A 19,588-nucleotide genomic window follows, 5' to 3' on the forward strand; every position below is an offset into this window, starting at 1 on the left:
TGGCGGCGGGCCCTACCATTTTTTTGAAAGGAGCTCGCGAAGGGCGGCTGCATCGAGCATCTGCTCGGCAAGAAGCTTCTTCAGCTTCGCGTTCTCCTCCTCCAGGGTTCTCAGCCGCTTGGCCTCGGAGACATCCATGCCGCCGAATTTGGCCTTCCAGTTGTAGATCGTCGCTTCGGAGATCCCGTGCCTGCGAGCCAGATCGGCCGTCTTCGCCCCGGCCTCATGCTCCTTCAACACCGCGATAATCTGCTCTTCCGTAAACCTTGCTCGCTTCATCTGTCCGTCCTTCTTCAGGCCGGACTCTAACTACTTCTGGAGGAAATACTCAGTGGCAGGTCAAAGGCATTGCCGACCGCGCCTATCTCTCAGCGGCCCTTCATTTGGATGGTCAGTGGAACGCAATGCGAAGGGCCGGGCTGCATATTCTGCCGACCGAAGGAAAGTCGAACATCCTTCAGTTGCTGACGATCGCTCAAGAGCTGGAGATTCCCTCTTTTGTCATATTCGATGCCGATGGCGATGAAACGCATCCCGCCCGTCGGCGCCGCCAGGAGGTCGACAATAAGGCGTTGCTGACAGCTCTCCAGCTAGAATGTGGCGCCTTCCCGCCGCAGATTGTGTGGAATGACTGCTGTGCGATCTGGCCTAACAATATCGAAGATTCGGTTAGGCTGTGTTTTGACGCTGCGGATTGGGACAGGATCAACAATGAGGCTCGGCGCGCCATCGACCCGTCTGCCGGAGGTCTTGGGAAAAATCCTGCGTTGATTGGCGAGCTGCTTGCCGTGGCGTGGGCTGAGGGTAAAAGGCCCGAGGTTTTGGTGGAGCTCATGAAGCGGCTGCATGCATTTGGCGACCAGAAGGAAGCCGCAGCATGATGAGAACACCGGTCCGATCGGCGACATTGGTCTCTGTGGGCTACGATGAAGTCAAACAACTGCTAGAAATCGAGTTTCGAAAGAGTTCCGTCTATCAATACTCAGGGGTGCCAAAGTCGGTCTACAAGCAGCTGATGGCCGCCTCATCGAAGGGTAGGTTTTTCGACCAGCGTATCCGAAACCAGTTCAAGACCTTGAGACTCTCCTAATCCGAACGTGCTTTGACGGCCATCTCACAGGCGGGTGACTTTGTCCGGAGGGCGCTCGGCCCTGCGGAGCTCCTTGCGTTTTTTTGGGCATTACGGAGACGGCAGCCGAAGCGCATCTCGAACGCCTTTCCTCTCTAATTTTGATCGCTAGCCCACTCGGGCCGGGCATTCTCGCTAAATCTCGCACTTCTCAGAACTGGTAGGAGAAGGTCGGTCGCATTCGGCGTATTCGTGGCGAGCACGGTGGCATGCGACTAGCGTCATAGCGTCCTTCACCCGCAACGAGGTTTGATGTCGCTCCATTCTATAAGTCGCCCGACAATTCAGCGACTGTTCGCGATGCGAGCCGGCATGCCTACGTCACCTGCGCCTCAGCCGGTCACGAGGGCACACGATGACTCCGCTCCTCGACTCCACCTCGCGTAGCTCGGCCACAAGAATCGTTCTTGTTGGCAGGAATCGGGCCGGTTGCTGGGTCGCGCTTGAAGAACGGGGCTGCTTTGGCGGCCTATTTGTCAACCGCGACCAAGCCATAAAATATGCGCTGGTCGAGAATGGAGGCCATCCAGAGAGCATCATCGAGGTCACGCGTGAGATTGAACTGGAGATTCGTACCAGCCCATGAGCGGCGCAGCGAGGTTTCGCAAACAGATGGGGCGAGCCGAACATTGCAGACATCAGCCCAATGCAGGATTGCCATACCCGCCACTCGCGTCCATGCCGCACGCGAATACGACGTTAGAGCTTAAGCAGAGCAATCCACCTGAACTGCCGACCCACATCCATAACGAAATGCCCCGCTTTTTCTTCCCGTGTCACCTATTATGCGATCAAGATCTCACCTCACCTAGTGGTCCGCGGCGCCCCGCAGAGACGATCGGCGACGAATTAGAAGCACGCCTACCCATAGTAACAGCGCCTGTATGTCGGCTATGCAGCTGCGGCCGCGCAATTCACTCGCGTTCCGCCGCAGCGACCTACAGTTGCCCGTTACATTTCGCTAGATCTGCGTCAGCAGAACCGAACCGCGGCCGTTACTCGATAAGACGCAAACGTCGCGCCTTGACGACGCATTGGGTACGGCTGGTCGTTTCCAGCTTTCGCATCGCATTCTTGACGTGAAAGTTGACGGTGTTCTCGCTCACTTTCAAGATGACTCCGATGGCCCAGGATGACTTCCCTTCCTCGACCCATCGCAAGCATTGTCTTTCCCGTTCCGACAGCACAACCTCTTGCACATCCGCCATGAGTTTCTCCTGGAGCCGAGAGGACGTGGAACGAGATCAGCAAATGCCATACCAGTCAGCGGCACCGCAAACTCTCGCGGCAGGACAGGATCGTAGGAGATTGACGGCTCACTTCTCCGGAAGACTGCCATCCAACTACAGCCCTATCAACGCAATCGCGACATATGTCGCAAACGCAACAGCAGTAACTACGACAACCATAGGAGCCGATGTTCGCTCAACATCGGTGTGAGCTGGATATTATCTTTTGGCCAAGCGTTCCTCCCGCAAGGGGGGGGAATGCTCTGTGAGGGGCCGTAGCGCCCGGCTTGCGAGCCAACGTCTCGGCTCGGATACACCCATAACAAGCCCCGCGCTCGGCGCCGATCCTCTGGCGATCATGCAAGCTTTTACGTCCCAATCAACTACCAGCGCTGGTCATTGATCGGCATCCCACCAAAAAGGTATGAGCAGTGCAGTCTGCGCCAATTGAAGGCCGGCTTCCAGGATTTCTGCATGAAGTATCAACTACAATCCGCTCCGCCGAAGGCAAGTCATCAATGCACTCGGCCATCGCCTGTTGAAATGCTTCGCGCCGAGGTCTGCTCGAATGGTGAGCTCTCGTATCTGATGGAGGCGCATGATGGCCTGTCCGCTACGATCGCCGAGCGCTCCGGGTTCAAGGGGCTCTGGGCGTCTGGTCTGTCGATTGCCTGTTCTCTAGGTTACCGAGACGCGAATGAAGCGTCGTGGACCCAACTTGTCGACGCCGTTGAGCGGATCGTGGATTCAAGCCAACTTCCTGTCCTGGTCGACGGAGATGGCGGCTTCGGGAATTTCAACAATGCTCGCCTCCTGGCTCGCAAGCTCCTCCAGCGCGGTGCAGCCGGCCTCGCACTGGAGGACAGCTGTTTTCCGAAGATGAACTCGTTTGTTGGGGATAGGCACCCCCTCGCCGACATCGACGAATTCTCGGGCCGCCTCCGGGCAGTGAAGGATACAGTCGCAGACGACTTGGTTCTGGTGGCAAGGATCGAGGCGTTGATCGCTGGGTATGAGATGGACGAAGCACTTTTGCGCGCTCACGCCTACGCCGACGCAGGAGCCGATGCGATCCTCATTCATTCGCGAAGGAACACCCCGGACGAAATCCTTTCGTTCGCGCGCGCTTGGCAGAGCAGATTGCCCGTCGTGATCGTTCCGACGAAATACTACCGAACGCCGATCTCTGTATACCGTAAGGCCCGCATCTCCACGGTGATCTGGGCCAACCACTCCATGCGAGCGGCAATAAAGGCAATGCGGCAAGTCTGCAGTCGCATCATCGCTGAGGAAAACATCGCAAGCGTTGAGCCGAATATTGCTACTCTCGACGAAGTCTTCGACCTTTTGAAGTACGACGAACTCGCCCGTGCGGAAGCGTTATATCTGCGGCCCTATACTGAATTGCGCAAATAAATGTTTCCTCGACACAGGAGCATATTCGTTGCCCAAGCCTACCGTCCTGGACTTCCTGCTACCTGGCCAGGTGCGACCCAAATTGATTTCGCTGTACTGAGATGTCCTTAGATGGCCTAGCACGTCTCACTCGGCCGAAATACGCATTTCGCCATCTGGGCAGCACCCCGAGGTACCGGATCCATGGCCTCCCTCCTCTTTGAAAAAAGGACCGACGAGGACCATTTGCCGGCCGCCACGCTTGGAGCCCGATTTTCAAGGGTCCGGCAGGGTTGACTTCGCTTCAGCAAGCACACGCTGCGGGCAACCACACTCGTCGGTGTTTCACTTTAGGGGAACGACGAAAAGGAACTGAATTGGTGATCGACGCTCCGAAGAACGCCGTTATTCTCGCCGCCGGCTGCGGCTCTCGCCTGCGTCCTCTGACAGATCTGAGGCCGAAGCCGCTCATCGAGGTCAATGGCATTTCGATTCTTCACAATGCTTTGCGCAATCTTGAAACTGTTGGCGTGGAAGAGGTGACGATCGTCGTGGGTTACCGCAAAGACGCCATTCAGTATGCCTGCGGCAGCCGCTTTGGCGGGCTCAGAATCAAATATGTCGAGTCGACTGTTTTTGAGCGCACCGGAAGCGCCTATTCTTTGTGGCTGGCGCGCGACGCTCTTCTCTCTGGAGACTGCTTTCTTCTCGAGGGCGACGTCTTTTTCGAAGAGGACGCGTTGCGATATTTGATGATCTGCCGGGGGACTGACGTCGCTGCAGTCGTTCCCTTCGATGCTTGCATGGAAGGATCAGCCGTTCTGCTGTCGCAGAACGGCTTCATCTCAGGCTTTCGAATGAAGCAAACGGCGTCAAATCTTGTTGCGGATGGCCCAAAGCTATTCAAGACGATGAATCTATTGCGTCTCTCGGCGCCGACACTCAAGGCAACGATCATTCCCGCGCTGGACGATATCATCGCTGCCGGGGCTAGGCAGACCTACACCGAAGCACTTTTGGGTTATCTGATAGAAAAACGAGGTCTACAGCTCGCCGCGGCGCGATGCGATGGCCTCAACTGGTACGAAATCGATAATGCTGAGGATTTGCAAATTGCCGAGCGCATTTTCAGGAACCGAATGAACCCCTACACGCCCAGACGTGATTTGCAGACTAGGTGACGGTCCAATGCTAAAATATCTTTGGGATCCAGCGAACGCCATAACGATCACAGGTCTCCTCTTTTCCTCCACCAGCCTATTTCTTGCTCTCTCTGAGCGCCTCGAGCTATCTGTGGCAGCAGCGCTTTGGGCCGTTCTATCGGACCACCTCGATGGGTTTGTGGCAGGTCGTACGAAGGGCCGCGATCCAGATGTAGCAAAGATGGGAGCGAGCCTCGACGGATTTGCCGATATCGTCTATGGAGCCGTTCTGCCTGCGGTCATTGTGGTACAAGTCAGTCAGGCCTCCCCGCTCGCCCTTGCGAGCGCAACCATGCTACTGATCGCTGGTGCAGTAAGGCTTAGCTACTTTGCGAACTTTGGTCGGTCATACGATCAATGCTTCTTAGGCGTTCCCTTGTCTTACGACGTGCCGTTTCTGGCGCTCTTATTTCTTCTTAAACCTCTCATTCCTGCTGAAGCATTTTCCGACGTCGTGAGCATTGGCTTCGTGCTGCTCGCTATGGCGCATGTCGCGCCTGTTCGTGTGCCACCACTCAACGCAACAATGTATGCGGCAATAAGCATCTTCGCAGTCGCATCATCGGCGGCTTTGGCCAGTCGGTGCCTTTGATTGCGGATGGACGTATGATCCGGCGAGTGCTGCTGCGTATTACAGGGTTTTCTACCATACAGGTCACGTGATGATGTTTAGTCTCGCCAATCGCAATGTGCGCTCCCCAGTCTTTGCCGGGCAACTTTCCACACGAATCGGCTCTGAGCGATGGTTGTTCGCCGTGAGCTAATCGAGAGGACGCGATCGTTCTGGAATATTCGTCGGCCCTGAAACATTTCAGCTGGTCTCACTCATGAACAGCACTGCACAAACCAGCCCACCACTTCGGTCGGACGACATCTCTGTCCTCATCAACCGATTCCCCGGCGGCTATTGGAAATATGACATGAAGGACTTCGTCCTTCTGGTGAATCCCTATTTTCCGCCGCAAGCCTTCCTTGACGAACTCAAGGACGCTCTCCCGCGGCTTATCACCTGCTATCCCTCTCCTAACGTGGAGATGGTTCAGCTTCTTGCCGATACCGTGAAGATTCCGGCACATAATCTTGTCATTTGCAATGGCGTGGCTGAACTGATTCCCATCCTTATTGGTCGGCTCGGTATGCGGATTGCGGTCCCGGTCCCAACCTTCAATCCCTATGAAACCACCGCTTTGCCCGGACGGTTGTCGCGCTTCATCCTGCCACCGCCGGATTTTGAACTCGATGTGCAGGGCTATGCAGCGTTTGCTCATGCAAATCGTGTCGACGCCGCGGTCGTGATATCGCCGAATAATCCAACTTCGCGGATGGTTCCTTATGCGGATTTGCTATTTCTGGCTTCTGCGCTTCGAGCTCAACAGCAACTTTTATTGATCGATGAGTCATTCATCGAGTTTAGTGAATTCGGTCGAGGTGCGAGCCTGGAAAATCACTTACTCGACTTTCCCAATGTGATCGTTCTCAAAAGTCTCGGAAAGATTTACGGGACATGCGGTTTGCGAATCGGGTATGCGGCATCTGCAAATGCACAGATGATGAAAGAAATGAGAGCTGCCCTGCCCACGTGGAATGTCAACACGTTTGCGGAGTTTTTTCTAAGCAAGCTTCCTCACCTGGCGCACGCGGCAAAACAGAGTTGGATGAGGGTGGGCAGTGACAGGGACAAATTGTACGCAGGCCTGTGCAGCATCGACGGAATGAGAGTTCTGAAACCAGATGCAAATTTCGTGTTCTGCGAACTCCCGCCCCATTTTCCGGATGGGGACGTGATCGCCTCAAAGCTATTAAAAAATAGACGGATGTTGATCAGACACAATGGCGGCAAGACGCTTCAGAATGGCAAACGATTCTTGCGCATTGCAAGCCGCACCGAAGACGACAACAAGCTTTTGGTGGAAGCACTGAAAGATCATTTCTGATTAGCGCAACGGGATTTCCGCGACGGTCTGTGATGCGATAAATAGATCCTGGTCTAGCCGTGCTACCATCCAGCCAACAGTGACTCTGACGGCTGCGGTTTGATGACGTTACTGATGATGCGCCCTTTTTCGCACGGCCGCGTCAGGTCGAGATCGGCGCCGACGAGTGGCGAGCGACGGAATGCGTTCAAGACGCCAGTGGGCTTGGAGGGCGAGACGGCCTGTTGAATCGTGCGCCGGAGATTGCCGACTTCCGGCCCTTCATCAGTCAGCTTGCGCAAGTGCTCTGGTGAGGTCGCGATCGGTCTCGAGGGCCTGGAGTTCGAACCGCACAATGTCGCACTTCGTCAGCCGGGATCGGGCTCTTGCTCACTGATCGCCTCATTATATCTGGTTATACATCGGGATATTCGGCTCGCTGAAGGCCGCCGCTCGTCTGTGATCACGAGAGTGGCGTCGGCGCCAGGATCTTAAGATCCTGCCGCCGTCGGCACAAACCGTTGGTCTCTACATGACTGCACATGATCGCCTGCGCTTTGGGCGCGCGGCGATGGGCGATCGCGGGGCCAATTCGTCTCGACGAGTGCGCGCCGGATCTCGGCCTTCACCTGAAATTTTGCTGCGGGGCGAGCGCTCTACCGTTGTACTGTCGGCCGCCGACTACGACGCGCTGCGTGCCGGTCGACCTACCTTGATCGACGACTTGCTCGCCGGTCCAACTTGGACGACGAACTAGGTCGTGTACTCAAATTCGTCTAGCGGATCAGGGCGGACCATGATTCAAGCTACCGAACATCGGAGCTGGGATCATGCGCTACGATCTGACGGATTTTGAGTGGAGTGTTATCGAACCTCTTCTCCCGAAGGACCGTCGAGGTCGCAAGCCAGGCAACAACCGGCGTGTTCTCAACGGCATTTTCTGGGTTCTGCGCGCGGGAGCGCCGTGGCGCGATCTGCCCAAGCGCTACGGGCCTTATACGACCGCTTACAATCGTTTCAACCGCTGGCGCAAAGCCGGCATCTGGGACCGGCTGATGGATGCGGTCGTCAAGGCACACGATGGCAAGGTGCAGATGATCGACAGTTCGATCGTGCGGGTCCATCAGCATGCTTCCGGGGTGAAAAAAAGAAAAAGGGTGGAGATCGTTGTGTGGGCCGAAGCCGAGGCGGCCTCACCACCAAAATCCACGCACGCGTCGACGCGAAAGGTCGCCCGGTCCGCCTCATGATCACCCCCGGCGAGGCCCACGACGTGACGTGCGCCGAGGCCCTGCTCGACGGACTCGATGCGCGCGCCGTCGTCATCGCCGACAAAGGCTACGATGCCGATCGTGTTCGTGCCCACATTCGTGATCAAGGTGCGATCCCCAACATTCCCAACAAATCCAACCGGAAGAAGAGGTTCCGGTGGAAGAAGGCCATCTATCGCGAGCGCAACCACGTTGAGCGCTTCTTCAACAAGCTGAAGCAGTTTCGACGCATCGCCACCCGCTACGACAAGCTCGGCGCGACGTTCTTCGCTTTCGTTCAACTTGCTTCCGTGCGAATTTGGCTTCGATCAATTGAGTCCACACCCTAGCACTACTTTGGCAGAATGTGTCTTCGCCGCTGTTTTTCAAGGATTTGCTTTCGGCAATATGGGCACTGCTGAGGCGACGGCCGAAGGATGAGATCGACGATGGCGTGACGTACGGCGGGCATGGTTGGTTGAGGTGGAGGCCCGTTGATTCTTTTTTTTCCGCCCCGCGTATGCGAGGCGACGATGTTGCAGGAAGGCGTAGGCAATCATTGTCATGAGGGCGTGGCGATGAAGTCCTTGCCATGATCGCCCTTCGAAGTGATCAAGTCCAAGCTCCTCCTTCAACTGTTGATGCGCTTGCTCACAAATCCACCGTGCTTTGATGGTGGCGGCCAGCGTGCGCAGATCCGTCGTCGCCGGAAGATTGGCGAGATAGTATTTCTTCTCCCCGGAGGCACGTTGCTCGCCAATGAGCCAGGCTTCGTCGCCTGGGAGATGCTGCTGACCTTTATCCCATATCCGCTGCGGTGGGCCGTCGGCGGTGCGGACACGGAGAGCAGCAAATCGGGCTTTGAGCGGACCTTTCGTCCCACTACGCCAACTCACGGTTTTCCATTTGGCGCTGGCCAGCATTTGTTCTGCCGCAATCGATAAGATATCGGGCACGTGGTGCTTTCGTGGTTTGCCACGAACTTTGGTGATCGGCCAAATGAGCTTCACATCGACCGGATACACCTTCTGATGCCGAGGGATACCGACAGCCCAGGACAGCCCGCGCTCTGTTAGCCCTTGTCGAAACGGTGCGCTAAGGCCGTATCCTGCATCCGCCAGCACACATCCAAAGCGCATGTTGGCTGCTATCGCGCGGTCAATCTCGGCCAAAGCGATCTCCGGCTTGGACCGTGGCGTTCGGTGTTCGACTGGCACGCGAGCTCGCTTCAAACGAGGCAGGTCGCTTGTCCAGCTGTCAGGCAGAAAGAGACGTAACGCGACCATCACGGGCACTTCGCCACGCGCGAGTGTTAAAGACACCAGCGTTTGGCAATTTGCGGTTTTACCGAGAGCCGACGCGTATTGAGCCGCAACACCGACCGATCGCTCACCCTTCTTCGGCAGTGAGGTGTCATCAATAACAAGCACCGCATCCCTGCCGCCGACAAGTCGGTCCGCCTGGTTGATAAGCTCTGTCTCCAGCGGCGTCGCGTCCCAGACACCGTCTGCAATGAAATGGTGCAACTGGTCGTAGGTGCTCATGGCGAGGCGTTCCGCCATCGGCTGAACGCTCTTGCGATCGCCAGGGCCGATCAAACCCGCAACATACAGAGGACACATCCGCTGCCGGGTCTTATGACCCAGCCGGTCCAAGAACGGCATCAGCCAGCGTTCGAGTTCGTCTTCCCATCCCGGCATGGTCAGCCCTCCAAGAGCCGACCACCCATGAATCATTGAAAAATCGATTCGGGAATCCTATAAAACGCGCCAAAATCAACAATCTGCCAAAGTAGTGCTAGCCGAGGCAGCCATGTGGCGCGCCAAGATGCCAAGCCGCGACACGTCGCTCTGAAGTATGTCGTCGACACCATTGCCGTCTCGGAGGCGCGGGGGGTTCTCTGCAGGTGAGCGCGTGGCTGCGCTCGGTCGCCCCGTCCACAATCCACCTGAGCATACTTACGCTCGGCGAGATCATACGAGGCATTGCGCTCAAGCAGAGATTCGCCCCGAAGGCAGCCGGTCATCTCGCGGAATGGCTTCGTAAGCTCGGCCACGACAGTGCCGATCATACCTTCCAGTGACTGACCAGATCTCGTTGGAATGGGACGGGATTGGCTATCCGGCTGCGCGATGACATTGACGGGCTGATCGCAGCAACCGCGATCGTCCACGACCTCACCTCTCAGAATAAACTAGGACACTCGGGGTCAAGTACGGACAGTACCCATCGATCAAACCGGCCAAGGTTGGCAGGCTTTCTTTTCCAACAAAATCGATCACTTATAGAAATGCACTTGAGTTGCCGAGGCCTTGGCAACGCTTGGCGGTTCCATATGCGGGAGTTGCACAGTTAACGCAGGCCGGATAAGGCGCTGAACGGAACGTTTGCAGTTCAAGCATCCAACTAAGACGGGCCGCGTCACGGTCCCACATCCCAAGATGGGATAACCCGATCGGAACGCTCAAGAGCATCGAGAAACAAGCCGATTTGAAGTTAGAATGACAGCGCATAGAGAGGGCCATCGGCCCATCCAAGGAGGGGAGCTTTCATGCGACACTACATTGCCCTGATCCATATAAGGACGCGGCCAGCGATTACGGCGTTTCTTTTCCTGATCTTCCCGGCGTGATCACCGCTGGTACGGATCTGGACGATGCGCGCGCTATGGCCGCTGAAGCCTTTGCCCTTCATCTACAGGGACTGGCGGAGGATGGCGAAGCCGTACCTGAACCCTCCTCTCTCGAGGAGATCATGGCGAGCGCCGAGAATAGAGAGGGCGTTGCCGTGCTCATTGAAGCACCTGCGGAAGAGGTAAAGAGTGTGCCCGTCAACGTCACCCTTCCCGCCGACGTTTTGAGCGAGATCGACCACTATGCCGAACAGCACGGCTTCACTCGATCCGGTTTTCTTGCGCAGGCCGCGAAGAAAGCGATCGCTGCCTGACCAGAGCTGCATCTGATCAAGCTGCACCGTCTCCAAGGCCGCAAGTTGTTGCGGCTGAAGTCGCACGCCAATCAGCGTCGCGCAGGGAGTGGGCCCCGAAGGGCTTATACGAAGCAGAGGACCGTAACATCGTCGAGACGTTATCACCCAGCCTTTCTTGAAGTGGAAGATCCGGTTCGTCTTGGCCGCCGGACAGGGTTTCGCGGGATGCGATCGCACGCGACACTGAGGTGACCGAGGCAACGCTCGCCTCGACAATCTTCCGGGCACGACGCAATGTCTATCCCAACCGCGCCCCGCCCGCACGTTAAGCCGTTGATCACCCCGCTTACTCTCGTGACGCGCGTTCGCCTGACCTTTTTTGGGAGCGCGCAGCGCGGCGTCGATTTCGATTCTGATGACGAGCGAACCAAGCCTGCCCACCGAACACCTCCGCGACGGCTGGGGCGACGATACCGTCAAGGTCATCTTCAATTCGGTCGAGTTCGTCGCGCGAGAACTTATGCCGCTGACGAGAGCTACGGCCAACCAGCGCATGCGCCTGGCGGTCAATCGCAGATTTCAGAACAAACGTAGTTGCTGAGGCCTCGGCGACTGCGGTCCAGCGCTAGGCCCATTTTTCGACGAATTCCACCATCGATCACAGACCGAGATACGCAGCGCGACTACTCCCTTGATGAGGTTTGCGGATCGACGCTCATTTATGTCAGGTTGCTGGGGCGTGCTACGACGTCAGCAGAATCAAAATAGACGACCTCGCCGACCTTCACACGACGAAGGTGCTGCCGGTATGCGCCGCTGCTGGCCTCGTATATCTTCTCAATCATACGATGCGGGCCCTCTCCATCATGAATAAAGACCTCTGCGAGGGCACGACCGGTCATCGTTGCCGGCTGCGAGAGGCCGAGAAGACCGAGCACTGTCGGCGCAAAATCGCAAATGCTCGATGGGACTTGTGAGGCGAAGCCGCCTTTGATCTGCGGTCCCGCCAAAATGCCGACCGACGACATCTCCTTGGCATGCAACCCGCCGTGCACTCCGAAGCCGATAGGCCCGTCCGCACTCCAAGTGCGGCCGCTAAGGCCAAATGGATCGAGCATGTTATCCGACCGGAACGAGAACAGGATGTCCGCCGATCGGGCATGGTCGGCGAACACCAAATGGCGAGCAAAGCTGCCTGGTGCAATTCCGTCGACCGCGCCACCCGCGGTGAACACCGGTCCGCACCAGGGCCTTTCCATCATCGCCCCGACCGCGCGGCGGATAAGGCGTTCCGATGGCTCGGTGAGGTAAATTGCTCCGACCTGCCCAGGTATGACGATGGCATCGATCCCGGCCGCCGGTGTCGGGCCGCAGCGCAGCCCCGCAGCCTCTAGCGTCTCGAATAGATCGGCCTGCGCATGGACGGTCACGTGTCCATGATCGGAGGCGGCGATCAGGTGCACGCCTTGGGATAAGCCCTCAGCCTCCCACCAATCGAGCACGCGGCCAAACTGTCGATCGACAAAGCTGATTGCTTCAAGCGTCCTTGGCGCGCCAGTCCCACAATCGTGCGAGGAGATATCGGGCTCGCCGAAGGAGAGGATTGCGACGTCGGGCCGAAGCCGAGGCCAGATGACGGCGAGAAACGCTGAAGTCAGAAAGGCTTGAGAGGCAAGATCCGGAGTGCCCGTGGGCGGGGGCGGTGGCGTCGGCCCAAGCAGAGTCTCCACTTCTGTGAGCATCTCGGCCGAGGTCGCGATGCGAGGGGAGTGACCGGAGAGCGTCACTTGGCCAAACTTTCGAGCCTTATGGTTCAGCAGGCGCGTTGCGCCCGCCGAGTTGGAAGCCAGGACCGTGAATGTCCTGCCGTTCGCCGCGAGGATCTCGCCAAGTGACGGCACACCTAGCAGATGGCCGCCGCTAGCGATATCAAGATCCTCGATCATGCGCGCATCACTCGTGTCGACGGAGCGCGGAATCGGCGACTGCCGGTCGAGATATGAGTTTCCAACGATGCCGTGGCGATCCGGCGTCGCGCCCGTCACGAGGCTCGTGAGCGCTATTCGTGTTTCGCTGGGATAGACGGAGCGCTGCCGGGCCAGCACCGCACCGCGGCGCTGCAGCCTGACCAGATTCGGTGTGAGTGATGGCTTGACGAGATCGGGTCGAAGCCCGTCGAACAGCACGATGAGAACCCGACTCCGGTGCGGTCGTTCGAACATGATCGAAAAGCTTTCGTCTAGCTGCGAGGTAGCGGAGCGGGCGAGGCCAGGACTTGGCTGAGGTACCAGCGCCATCGACTGGAGCCGGCGCTGATTTCTAGCGCTAGCGCAATGCGGGTACGGAGCTCCCGGCTATGCTGACAACGCCGGGCTAACGTGTCGGACCGGCCCCGAGCCCGGACTAGCCGCTCGCGAGCGCCAGCAGCTCTCCTCAGCCGCAGTCTGGGCCGAGTTGGAATGGAAAGCGGCTGCAGTGTCAGCAATTTGGTCTGAGCATGATCGCCTGATGTACGTCTCCAGGCGCAGCGCAAAGCCTCGGAATTCATCACAGCTCCCGAGGGCCGCCGAACCTCGACGGGACTGATGTGAGTCGTTTCGCGTGGCGGCTTGATTTCCAGCGATGCATCTCGTGTGCTTGGGAGGATTCCGCAGCTGTGGAGCTTGCGGATACCGGTCGGTGTGTTGAAAAGAATTGATATGCCCGACTGACGGTGATCGCTTGGGCGCCCGATGCGCGCCGCTCAGCCGCACGATTTATGGGCTTTGCTCTCAAACGGAGGGACCCGTTGAGCCATTCTGCGAAGAGTGACAAGTTTGAAGCCTGCAAGTGGTCAGAGGACACTTTGAGGATTCTTACTGGCTCTCAAACGAGCTAACCACTTCGGTTATCGATTTTTGAAATGAAACGATCGAAGAATACGATGCTAGTTGCTATCTCCTCTTACCTATCTTTCCACTGGCGCCATGAATCGCAACGTTCACTTGCTCAGCCAGTCTTTCGTTCAACCGGCCAGTATGCTGGCGTACCGTAGCCGTCTGGCAGCAGTGATGCTGCGCGCATCAGTGAACGCGTCTTGTCAAGTGGCAGAACCGCAGGACGAGGAGCGCCGCATGGATGGTGGTTCCGATCGACAAGCCAATCCATATACCAATTACGCCTAAACCGACGCTCAGACCGAGCCAATAGCTGAGGGAAAAGCCGATCAGCCACCAAGCGATGGCCGCAAACAGAAGCGGGACCCGCGTGTCCTTCAATCCGCGCAGGCCGCCTGCCGCAATGCACTGGGCGGCGTCAGCGACAAAGAGGGTTGCGCCGACGATGAGGAGCTTTGCAGCAAGAGCAATCGTTGCTTCGGAATCGCGCGCCGATCTGCCCAGGAACAGCTCGATCATCTCAAAACGCGCGGCGATCAGCGCGAGCGTTAGCGTTGCAGCTATGACAATACCGATCAACATCGCGGCCAGATTTGCCCACTTGACGCCTGCACTGTCGTCGCGGCCGGCTGCATGGCCAACGCGCACGGCTGCGGCCATGGCAATGCCGGCATAAACCATGAACAGGATCGCGGCGATCTGAACAACGATCTGATGAGCGACCAGTGCACTGGTGCTGATCAAGCCCGCCAGCAGCGACGTCGCCCAAAATAGTCCAGACTCGATCAATGACGCGATGGAGATCGGCGTTCCGATTGCGATGAGCTGCCGCATTGCGCGCCAATCGAAACGCCAGAGTTGCGCAAGCACATGGTAGTCACGGAACGGCAGGCGCAGTGCAGCGAACCACAAACCGGCCAAAAACATGCCGCAGTTCACCAGTGTGGTCGCGAGCCCTGCCCCGAACAGCTCCAGCCGGGGCAGCCCAAGCTTCCCATAGATCAGCATATAGACCAGCAAGGCATTGAGGGGGATCGCTGACAGCGTAATCCAGAAGACAGGCTCTGGCCGATGGACCGCCCCCATGAAACTGCGGATCGCAAAAAACGACAGTGCCGGAGCCGCGCTGAAGGCTAGTCCGAACAGGTATTGCTGGGCGAGCCGCGCCACATCTGGGGCCTGGCCTAGCGCAAGCAATATTTGCTCTGCGCGCAGCGCCACAGCAATCATCGGGAACGACAGGATCAGGGCCGTCCATAAGCCCATGCGCAGCGTACGCCGGACCGCGGCTCGATTATTCGCCCCGAACGCCTGCGCTGCCAAAGGCGCGATCGCACTTAGTAGCCCCACGCCGAAGGTGATGCTGATGAGATAGAACCTGCCTGCCAGCGCTGCCGCGGCGAGCGCCTCAGTGCTGATGCGCCCGTTGAATGCAAGATCGGTCGTCATCATTGCGATCTGCCCAACTTGCGTCAGCACCATCGGCCAGGCGAGTTTCGCGGTTTCGCTAAGCTCGACAACGAAACGATGGATGGCCGACCGTCCAGCCACTATTCGCGAGATTGATTCCGGCCTTGTCTTGGCTATTTTGTTCATCATCCTGCCGCCGTTTGCGTCGGCGAGCGACGTGCCGCCTCATTCACGGGCCGCTTCCTAAGCGGAATTCGGGCTCAGTTCGCGATGCAGGTGAAGCCTCCTGCGGCCGCACGTTTAGGCGCGAAAACGGACCGCAGCTTGGACGCATGGCTTCGACCAGAGCGGTCTCGATTTTCGCAGCCGATAAGCGCCAAGGAGAGGCTGCAGGTGCCGCCGCAAACTTGAATAATTACGCAATAGCGCAGCGGTGACGGCGCGCATCGGGCTCGAGCGAGGTCGATCACAGAGGCAAATTCACACGCGAGCCACTGCTTTGATGCGAAGTTGGAGGACCCGAACTCGGGCCCGTTCCACGCCATGAACCGAGGGCCATCTCGCGTAAGCCACACCTGCACTCCCTGAGCAATGATGAGATTCTACCCTTCAAGGCCCATGCCAACTGCGACAGCTTGATTGTCGATGCTTGCTCATCCAAGCGGCCTTCTCGCGGGATCGACAGCATGTCGTAAATAGGACAATCGGCATTGCACGCTCGAGCCCCTGAGGGCGGCAATGCGACCACACGATGAGTGGCGATTTCATCGGTTATGAAGATCTGGGGTCATGAAGATCTGACTGGATGAGTCGTCACGAGCTCAGAGCGATCGCCAAGTCCTTCCGACCGTCTTGATCAGGAAAACCATTTCCTCACTTTTAACGCGTCAGTCGTGTTCGCCTCCGCAAGTGATCACCAGCCATACCAGGCGATCGCGGTCACGGATCTGCGGATGGCGGGTCATCGCCGAACCCGAGGCATGCAGTAGCGCGGTGATGCGAATACGTGCGCCGAGAGACTCGAGTTGCAACGATGATCGTTATCGCCTCGGAAGCCGCGTGGAACAGCAGCCCGTAAGTGCCGATCGCATCCCGATAATCGGCAAGACTAGCGACCCTGCACCCGCGGTCAGCGCGCCGCAGGCAAGGGGACGATGATCTTGCCGTCCGTGATGTCGACGACTTCCTTGCGCTTTCTCCTGTCATCGCACCGCCATTCGAACGTCACGCTCGATGCAGATGGGGCAAAGGGCTCAGACGTAACGCTGATCCACCCCTCCGCCAAATTCAGAATGATCGGTCGGTCCGCCCGAAATCGGGCGTCAAGCAGCACCAAGTCCAATCGCAGAGACTGGAGCCGCAGGTTGAGCCGTCGCCGCACGCCATCACGTGGCCAGATACGCAGGGTATGAGCGAACGTCTCCATCGTGCCACCGTAACAAACCTGCCCAAAGATGGGATCGTCGGCAACGATCGTCGCAGCAGCGCGGACCGCCCCGCAAAATCCCAGGTCGATCTCGCACGAGTAATACCACGCTCCACGGTGATGCGGCTGACCGAGCCATGTGGTCCCGCGCGGCGCCGGCTCGAAGCCGCCACCGGCCGCGCCGTCATTCTCCTCGCCCGGATACCAATAGCCATAACCGGCCGACGCAGGGCCGCTGTTCAGCAAAGCCCACGCGCTGGGTTGTGACGCATAGCCTAGACGAAGGAGCGGATGCGGGTCGTCTGCATCGTTCAGCGCATGATCAAGCAGCGCCCAGCCGCCCATCTGCGCCATGTAAGTCAGCGTATAGGCGTCGCCCGCAGTCGCGCGATAATCGCTGCCGAGGTAGTAATATGCAGGTTCCAGCCAGCCACGGCAGAATAGATTTGCAGCGATCTGACGCTCCGCGAAGGCACGGGCTGCCGCCTTCGAAACCCCCATGGCGACAGGTTCGTCTAGGGCCGAGCGCGCCAGTGCCTGCGTTGATTCGAAGGCTGTGGAATCGAACGGATATTCCGATTTGAACAGGTCCGCCTTTCCATCGACGAAGGCGCGCACCTTACGCGCCCAGTGCGCCTCCAAGGTCACTGCCTCGCGCATCAAGCCCGCCGTCGTAAGCGCCGAAGCCAGTTCGGGGATCACACATTCGTTGGTGTAGCCGGTCTGGTGGGCAGACCACATCACCACGCGCATCGGCACCGTGAACATGGCCAGCGCCGTACCGTAGGCGCGTACCAAGTAATCTAGTGCGCTCTGGCGGGTGGGTATGGCGGGATGGTCACGCGCGATGCGGTGCATGGCCAAATACATCGCGAAGATGTGCGGATAGTCATAAGGCCGCCAGATATGCAGGCGGCCCTTGGCACCGGGATCGCTGCTTTCCCGGTTCTGCTTCCAATCGGGTATGCCGTAGAGGCCGTAGGCGTATTCCTCCTCTGTGGTACGTTGCAGCCCGCCCCAGACGAACGTATCGATATATCGGTCCAGCGCCGCCACTTCCGCCGCATCAGGATGCTCGGCATTCTTGGTCGCTAAGTAAGCGGGCTTGCTCAGCCCGGGATCGTCGCACGTCACCTCGTAGATGCGCCAGCCCTTGATCCGGTCGTAATTGTCCGGGCCAAGCAGGACCTGCGTCTCCATGTTCCACTCGCCAAACAAACCATCGTACCATTTGGACGGGTCACGATGCTGCCGCTTCACGATGAAGGCTGCGCGCTTCTTCATCATCGTCTCGACGCGCTCGGTCGCGAAGAATTCAAGAAAGGTCTGGCGCGCGCCCGGCTGGTGCAGGGTCAGCCGGTTCTCGCCCAATCGCGCAAACCGGACCCGCCACAGTCGCCTGCCAACCCGATCCGGCAACCGTTGCACCACGGTGTCGCCGGGAAATTCCGCTTCGATTCGCTCCACCGGAATGGACGACGCGAGCGCAATGTCGACATGCAGGTCGTTGGGAACCGTCATGCCCGGCATGACTTCCACGTCCACTAGACCTGCGTCCGCCATAGCCCTGCGCGCCGCCTCATAATCGGCAACCCACTGGAAGCGGAGACGGTAACGCCGTTCCTTGACCGGCGACAGGGACAGGGAATGGGTCGGCTGTCGCCAGCGAGTCCCTCCCGCCATTGCCTCGCCGGCGGCCGCCCCGCCCAAAATGTACGCGCACCACGTCCCACTGGCTTCGGCCGAATCCTTGTGAACATCCCAATATTCCAGTGACGTGTCCGCCTCCGGTAAGAGCATGAGGAAGGGACCGGTGCTGTTGCCGCGAATCCAGAAGATGTGCGATCCATGCCCCGAAACGAAGCTGTGCTTCAAAACAGCCATCGACACCGGTTGCCCTGCCGGAAATTCAGTGTTCATCGGCATGGGCAAATAGAGGTCGCCAACCTCCACGCTCGCTATGCCGTCGTTCCGCAGCATGATCTCCCAAGTCAATCCAGCCTCGTCGACTGCGAGGCGGGTCGTGAGAAGGACGCCGGCATCGCGGGCTGCTAGTTCCAGGGCCGCGCTATGCATCGGCTTCGTTGCATCAACGCCGGCTCGAAGCGTATGCCACTCGGATCCGGCACGCCGAACTCTGGCGTGAGCTGTCCCCAGCACGGCTCCAGGCAGGACATAATCCGTGTCATACGTGTCGTGACGATAACGTAGCGAGGTAATGCCGTCTTGTGTGCACCCGACGACGAAAGGAGAGTCGGCCGCCTTCAACATCATGGCAACCTTGCGCTGCGGCCGATGGGGTGTAGACACCGTAACGTCCCCGAACAACGCGCTAGCCAAGAAGCTACTGCCCAACAGCATCGTACACGCGTATACCTCCAGACTTTGGACATGCCTTTGGTCTTCGTCATCGACCGTATCCGGCATTGCCTCCTCCGGATGACTCAATGCATGCCGTTTCGCGCCGTAAACGTCAACGCGACAAAGCGACAGGCCTGCAATAGCAAGATGCCCAAGGGGCAAGATGACCTCTCGAAAGGCGCTGAAGAAGAATTTGGCAGGGGCAACTAGCCGGCCTTGGGCAGCGCCGGTATTGTTGTGCTTTCGTTGACTCTTTGCGCGCGCATGTGAGCTTTCAGCTGTCCATACTGAAGATACTGCCGGGCAATCGGACGGCCGAGCTAGTCTTGAGCTCATCAAGCAGCGCTTGGTCAGCTTTTACACAAGCGGGCCCGAGTGGCCGGCGAGCAAGCCGCGGGCCCAACCTCGATGTCTTCGGACGAAAGCCCATCCACCGGTAGGTGGATACGGGACCATCACTGAGGAAGGA

General features: G+C 58.3%; 15 protein-coding genes and 5 pseudogenes. 13 read left to right on the top strand and 7 right to left on the bottom strand.

Features of this window, described 5'->3' with window-relative positions; genetic code table 11:
- Window positions 1-18: 18 nt before the first annotated feature.
- Window positions 19-279, bottom strand: a pseudogene (locus BM374_RS36600) (transposase); the annotation flags it as partial.
- Between BM374_RS36600 and BM374_RS36605 the strand changes: the two are divergent.
- The 3 genes from BM374_RS36605 to BM374_RS36615 all read left to right on the top strand — a co-directional run bounded on the left by BM374_RS36605 (window position 267) and on the right by BM374_RS36615 (window position 1,715).
- Window positions 267-881, top strand: a complete 615-nt coding sequence (locus tag BM374_RS36605) for a TOPRIM nucleotidyl transferase/hydrolase domain-containing protein (protein ID WP_143270344.1) — start codon at window positions 267-269, stop codon at window positions 879-881. The pseudogene BM374_RS36600 and the gene BM374_RS36605 overlap by 13 nt on opposite strands.
- On the top strand, window positions 881-1,090 hold the full coding sequence (locus BM374_RS36610) for a KTSC domain-containing protein (protein WP_244552850.1): 210 nt from the start codon (window positions 881-883) through the stop codon (window positions 1,088-1,090). Before BM374_RS36605 ends, BM374_RS36610 begins: the two co-directional genes overlap by 1 nt.
- Window positions 1,091-1,484: 394 nt before the next feature.
- Window positions 1,485-1,715: a hypothetical protein gene (locus BM374_RS36615; protein WP_092303707.1), complete on the top strand. Its 231-nt coding sequence runs from the start codon at window positions 1,485-1,487 to the stop codon at window positions 1,713-1,715.
- A 409-nt stretch (window positions 1,716-2,124) separates the two neighbouring features.
- Here the strand turns inward: BM374_RS36615 and BM374_RS36620 are convergent, their stop codons facing one another.
- A complete protein-coding gene (locus tag BM374_RS36620) occupies window positions 2,125-2,337 on the bottom strand; it encodes a response regulator transcription factor (RefSeq protein WP_018321443.1) in 213 nt (70 codons plus the stop codon).
- Window positions 2,338-2,901: 564 nt separating this feature from the next.
- Between BM374_RS36620 and aepX the strand changes: the two genes are divergently transcribed.
- The 4 genes from aepX to BM374_RS36640 all read left to right on the top strand — a co-directional run bounded on the left by aepX (window position 2,902) and on the right by BM374_RS36640 (window position 6,889).
- A complete protein-coding gene (gene aepX, locus BM374_RS36625; protein WP_092303709.1) occupies window positions 2,902-3,774 on the top strand; it encodes a phosphoenolpyruvate mutase in 873 nt (290 codons plus the stop codon).
- Between the two features lie 359 nt (window positions 3,775-4,133).
- Window positions 4,134-4,934: a phosphocholine cytidylyltransferase family protein gene (locus BM374_RS36630; RefSeq protein ID WP_502689494.1), complete on the top strand. Its 801-nt coding sequence runs from the start codon at window positions 4,134-4,136 to the stop codon at window positions 4,932-4,934.
- A gap of 7 nt (window positions 4,935-4,941) precedes the next feature.
- On the top strand, window positions 4,942-5,547 hold the full coding sequence (locus BM374_RS36635; RefSeq protein WP_092303713.1) for a CDP-alcohol phosphatidyltransferase family protein: 606 nt from the start codon (window positions 4,942-4,944) through the stop codon (window positions 5,545-5,547).
- 328 nt (window positions 5,548-5,875) lie between these two features.
- Window positions 5,876-6,889, top strand: coding sequence for a pyridoxal phosphate-dependent aminotransferase (locus BM374_RS36640; protein WP_244552843.1), 1,014 nt, complete (start codon window positions 5,876-5,878; stop codon window positions 6,887-6,889).
- A 62-nt stretch (window positions 6,890-6,951) separates the two neighbouring features.
- On the opposite strand, the gene BM374_RS36645 is transcribed toward BM374_RS36640, so the two are convergent.
- Window positions 6,952-7,170, bottom strand: coding sequence for a hypothetical protein (locus BM374_RS36645; RefSeq protein ID WP_349510023.1), 219 nt, complete (start codon window positions 7,168-7,170; stop codon window positions 6,952-6,954).
- A gap of 332 nt (window positions 7,171-7,502) precedes the next feature.
- Between BM374_RS36645 and BM374_RS39770 the strand changes: the two are divergent.
- Together BM374_RS39770 and BM374_RS36655 are read left to right on the top strand one after the other, a co-directional pair.
- A pseudogene (locus BM374_RS39770) lies at window positions 7,503-7,613 on the top strand (prevent-host-death protein); the annotation flags it as partial.
- A gap of 85 nt (window positions 7,614-7,698) precedes the next feature.
- A protein-coding gene (locus tag BM374_RS36655; RefSeq protein ID WP_502689495.1) for an IS5 family transposase occupies window positions 7,699-8,468 on the top strand; the annotation gives its coding sequence in 2 pieces (ribosomal slippage) (window positions 7,699-8,031 and window positions 8,034-8,468; 768 coding nt in all).
- 36 nt (window positions 8,469-8,504) lie between these two features.
- Here BM374_RS36655 and BM374_RS36660 read toward each other — a convergent pair.
- A complete protein-coding gene (locus tag BM374_RS36660) occupies window positions 8,505-9,854 on the bottom strand; it encodes an IS701 family transposase (protein WP_092303719.1) in 1,350 nt (449 codons plus the stop codon).
- A 114-nt stretch (window positions 9,855-9,968) separates the two neighbouring features.
- Here BM374_RS36660 and BM374_RS39775 point away from each other — a divergent pair.
- From BM374_RS39775 to BM374_RS36680, 4 genes and pseudogenes are all read left to right on the top strand, one after another.
- Window positions 9,969-10,297, top strand: a pseudogene (locus BM374_RS39775) (PIN domain-containing protein); the annotation flags it as partial.
- A gap of 208 nt (window positions 10,298-10,505) precedes the next feature.
- A pseudogene (locus BM374_RS39780) lies at window positions 10,506-10,623 on the top strand (type II toxin-antitoxin system HicA family toxin).
- A gap of 46 nt (window positions 10,624-10,669) precedes the next feature.
- A pseudogene (locus BM374_RS36675) lies at window positions 10,670-11,064 on the top strand (type II toxin-antitoxin system HicB family antitoxin).
- A gap of 397 nt (window positions 11,065-11,461) precedes the next feature.
- Complete coding sequence (locus tag BM374_RS36680) at window positions 11,462-11,647, top strand: hypothetical protein (protein ID WP_092303721.1); 186 nt, start codon at window positions 11,462-11,464, stop codon at window positions 11,645-11,647.
- Between the two features lie 118 nt (window positions 11,648-11,765).
- Here BM374_RS36680 and BM374_RS36685 read toward each other — a convergent pair whose 3' ends face one another.
- The 3 genes from BM374_RS36685 to BM374_RS36695 form a co-directional block, all read right to left on the bottom strand.
- Window positions 11,766-13,268: an alkaline phosphatase family protein gene (locus tag BM374_RS36685; protein WP_244552845.1), complete on the bottom strand. Its 1,503-nt coding sequence runs from the start codon at window positions 13,266-13,268 to the stop codon at window positions 11,766-11,768.
- A gap of 840 nt (window positions 13,269-14,108) precedes the next feature.
- Window positions 14,109-15,518: an MATE family efflux transporter gene (locus tag BM374_RS36690; RefSeq protein WP_092303750.1), complete on the bottom strand. Its 1,410-nt coding sequence runs from the start codon at window positions 15,516-15,518 to the stop codon at window positions 14,109-14,111.
- Window positions 15,519-16,461: 943 nt separating this feature from the next.
- Complete coding sequence (locus tag BM374_RS36695; protein ID WP_244552846.1) at window positions 16,462-19,185, bottom strand: DUF5695 domain-containing protein; 2,724 nt, start codon at window positions 19,183-19,185, stop codon at window positions 16,462-16,464.
- Window positions 19,186-19,588 lie beyond the last annotated feature (403 nt).

It is taken from the genome of Bradyrhizobium sp. Ghvi (genome assembly GCF_900115265.1).
Lineage (GTDB): Bacteria > Pseudomonadota > Alphaproteobacteria > Rhizobiales > Xanthobacteraceae > Bradyrhizobium.

Coding starts and splice junctions, on each gene's coding strand:
- BM374_RS36620 (WP_018321443.1), bottom strand. CDS start 2,337: ATGGCGGATGTGCAAGAGGTTGTGCTGTCGGAACGGGAAAGACAATGC.
- BM374_RS36660 (WP_092303719.1), bottom strand. CDS start 9,854: ATGATTCATGGGTGGTCGGCTCTTGGAGGGCTGACCATGCCGGGATGG.
- BM374_RS36680 (WP_092303721.1), top strand. CDS start 11,462: ATGACGAGCGAACCAAGCCTGCCCACCGAACACCTCCGCGACGGCTGG.
- BM374_RS36690 (WP_092303750.1), bottom strand. CDS start 15,518: ATGAACAAAATAGCCAAGACAAGGCCGGAATCAATCTCGCGAATAGTG.
- BM374_RS36635 (WP_092303713.1), top strand. CDS start 4,942: ATGCTAAAATATCTTTGGGATCCAGCGAACGCCATAACGATCACAGGT.
- BM374_RS36615 (WP_092303707.1), top strand. CDS start 1,485: ATGACTCCGCTCCTCGACTCCACCTCGCGTAGCTCGGCCACAAGAATC.
- BM374_RS36685 (WP_244552845.1), bottom strand. CDS start 13,268: ATGTTCGAACGACCGCACCGGAGTCGGGTTCTCATCGTGCTGTTCGAC.
- BM374_RS36640 (WP_244552843.1), top strand. CDS start 5,876: ATGAAGGACTTCGTCCTTCTGGTGAATCCCTATTTTCCGCCGCAAGCC.
- BM374_RS36695 (WP_244552846.1), bottom strand. CDS start 19,185: ATGCCGGATACGGTCGATGACGAAGACCAAAGGCATGTCCAAAGTCTG.
- BM374_RS36610 (WP_244552850.1), top strand. CDS start 881: ATGAGAACACCGGTCCGATCGGCGACATTGGTCTCTGTGGGCTACGAT.
- aepX (WP_092303709.1), top strand. CDS start 2,902: ATGCTTCGCGCCGAGGTCTGCTCGAATGGTGAGCTCTCGTATCTGATG.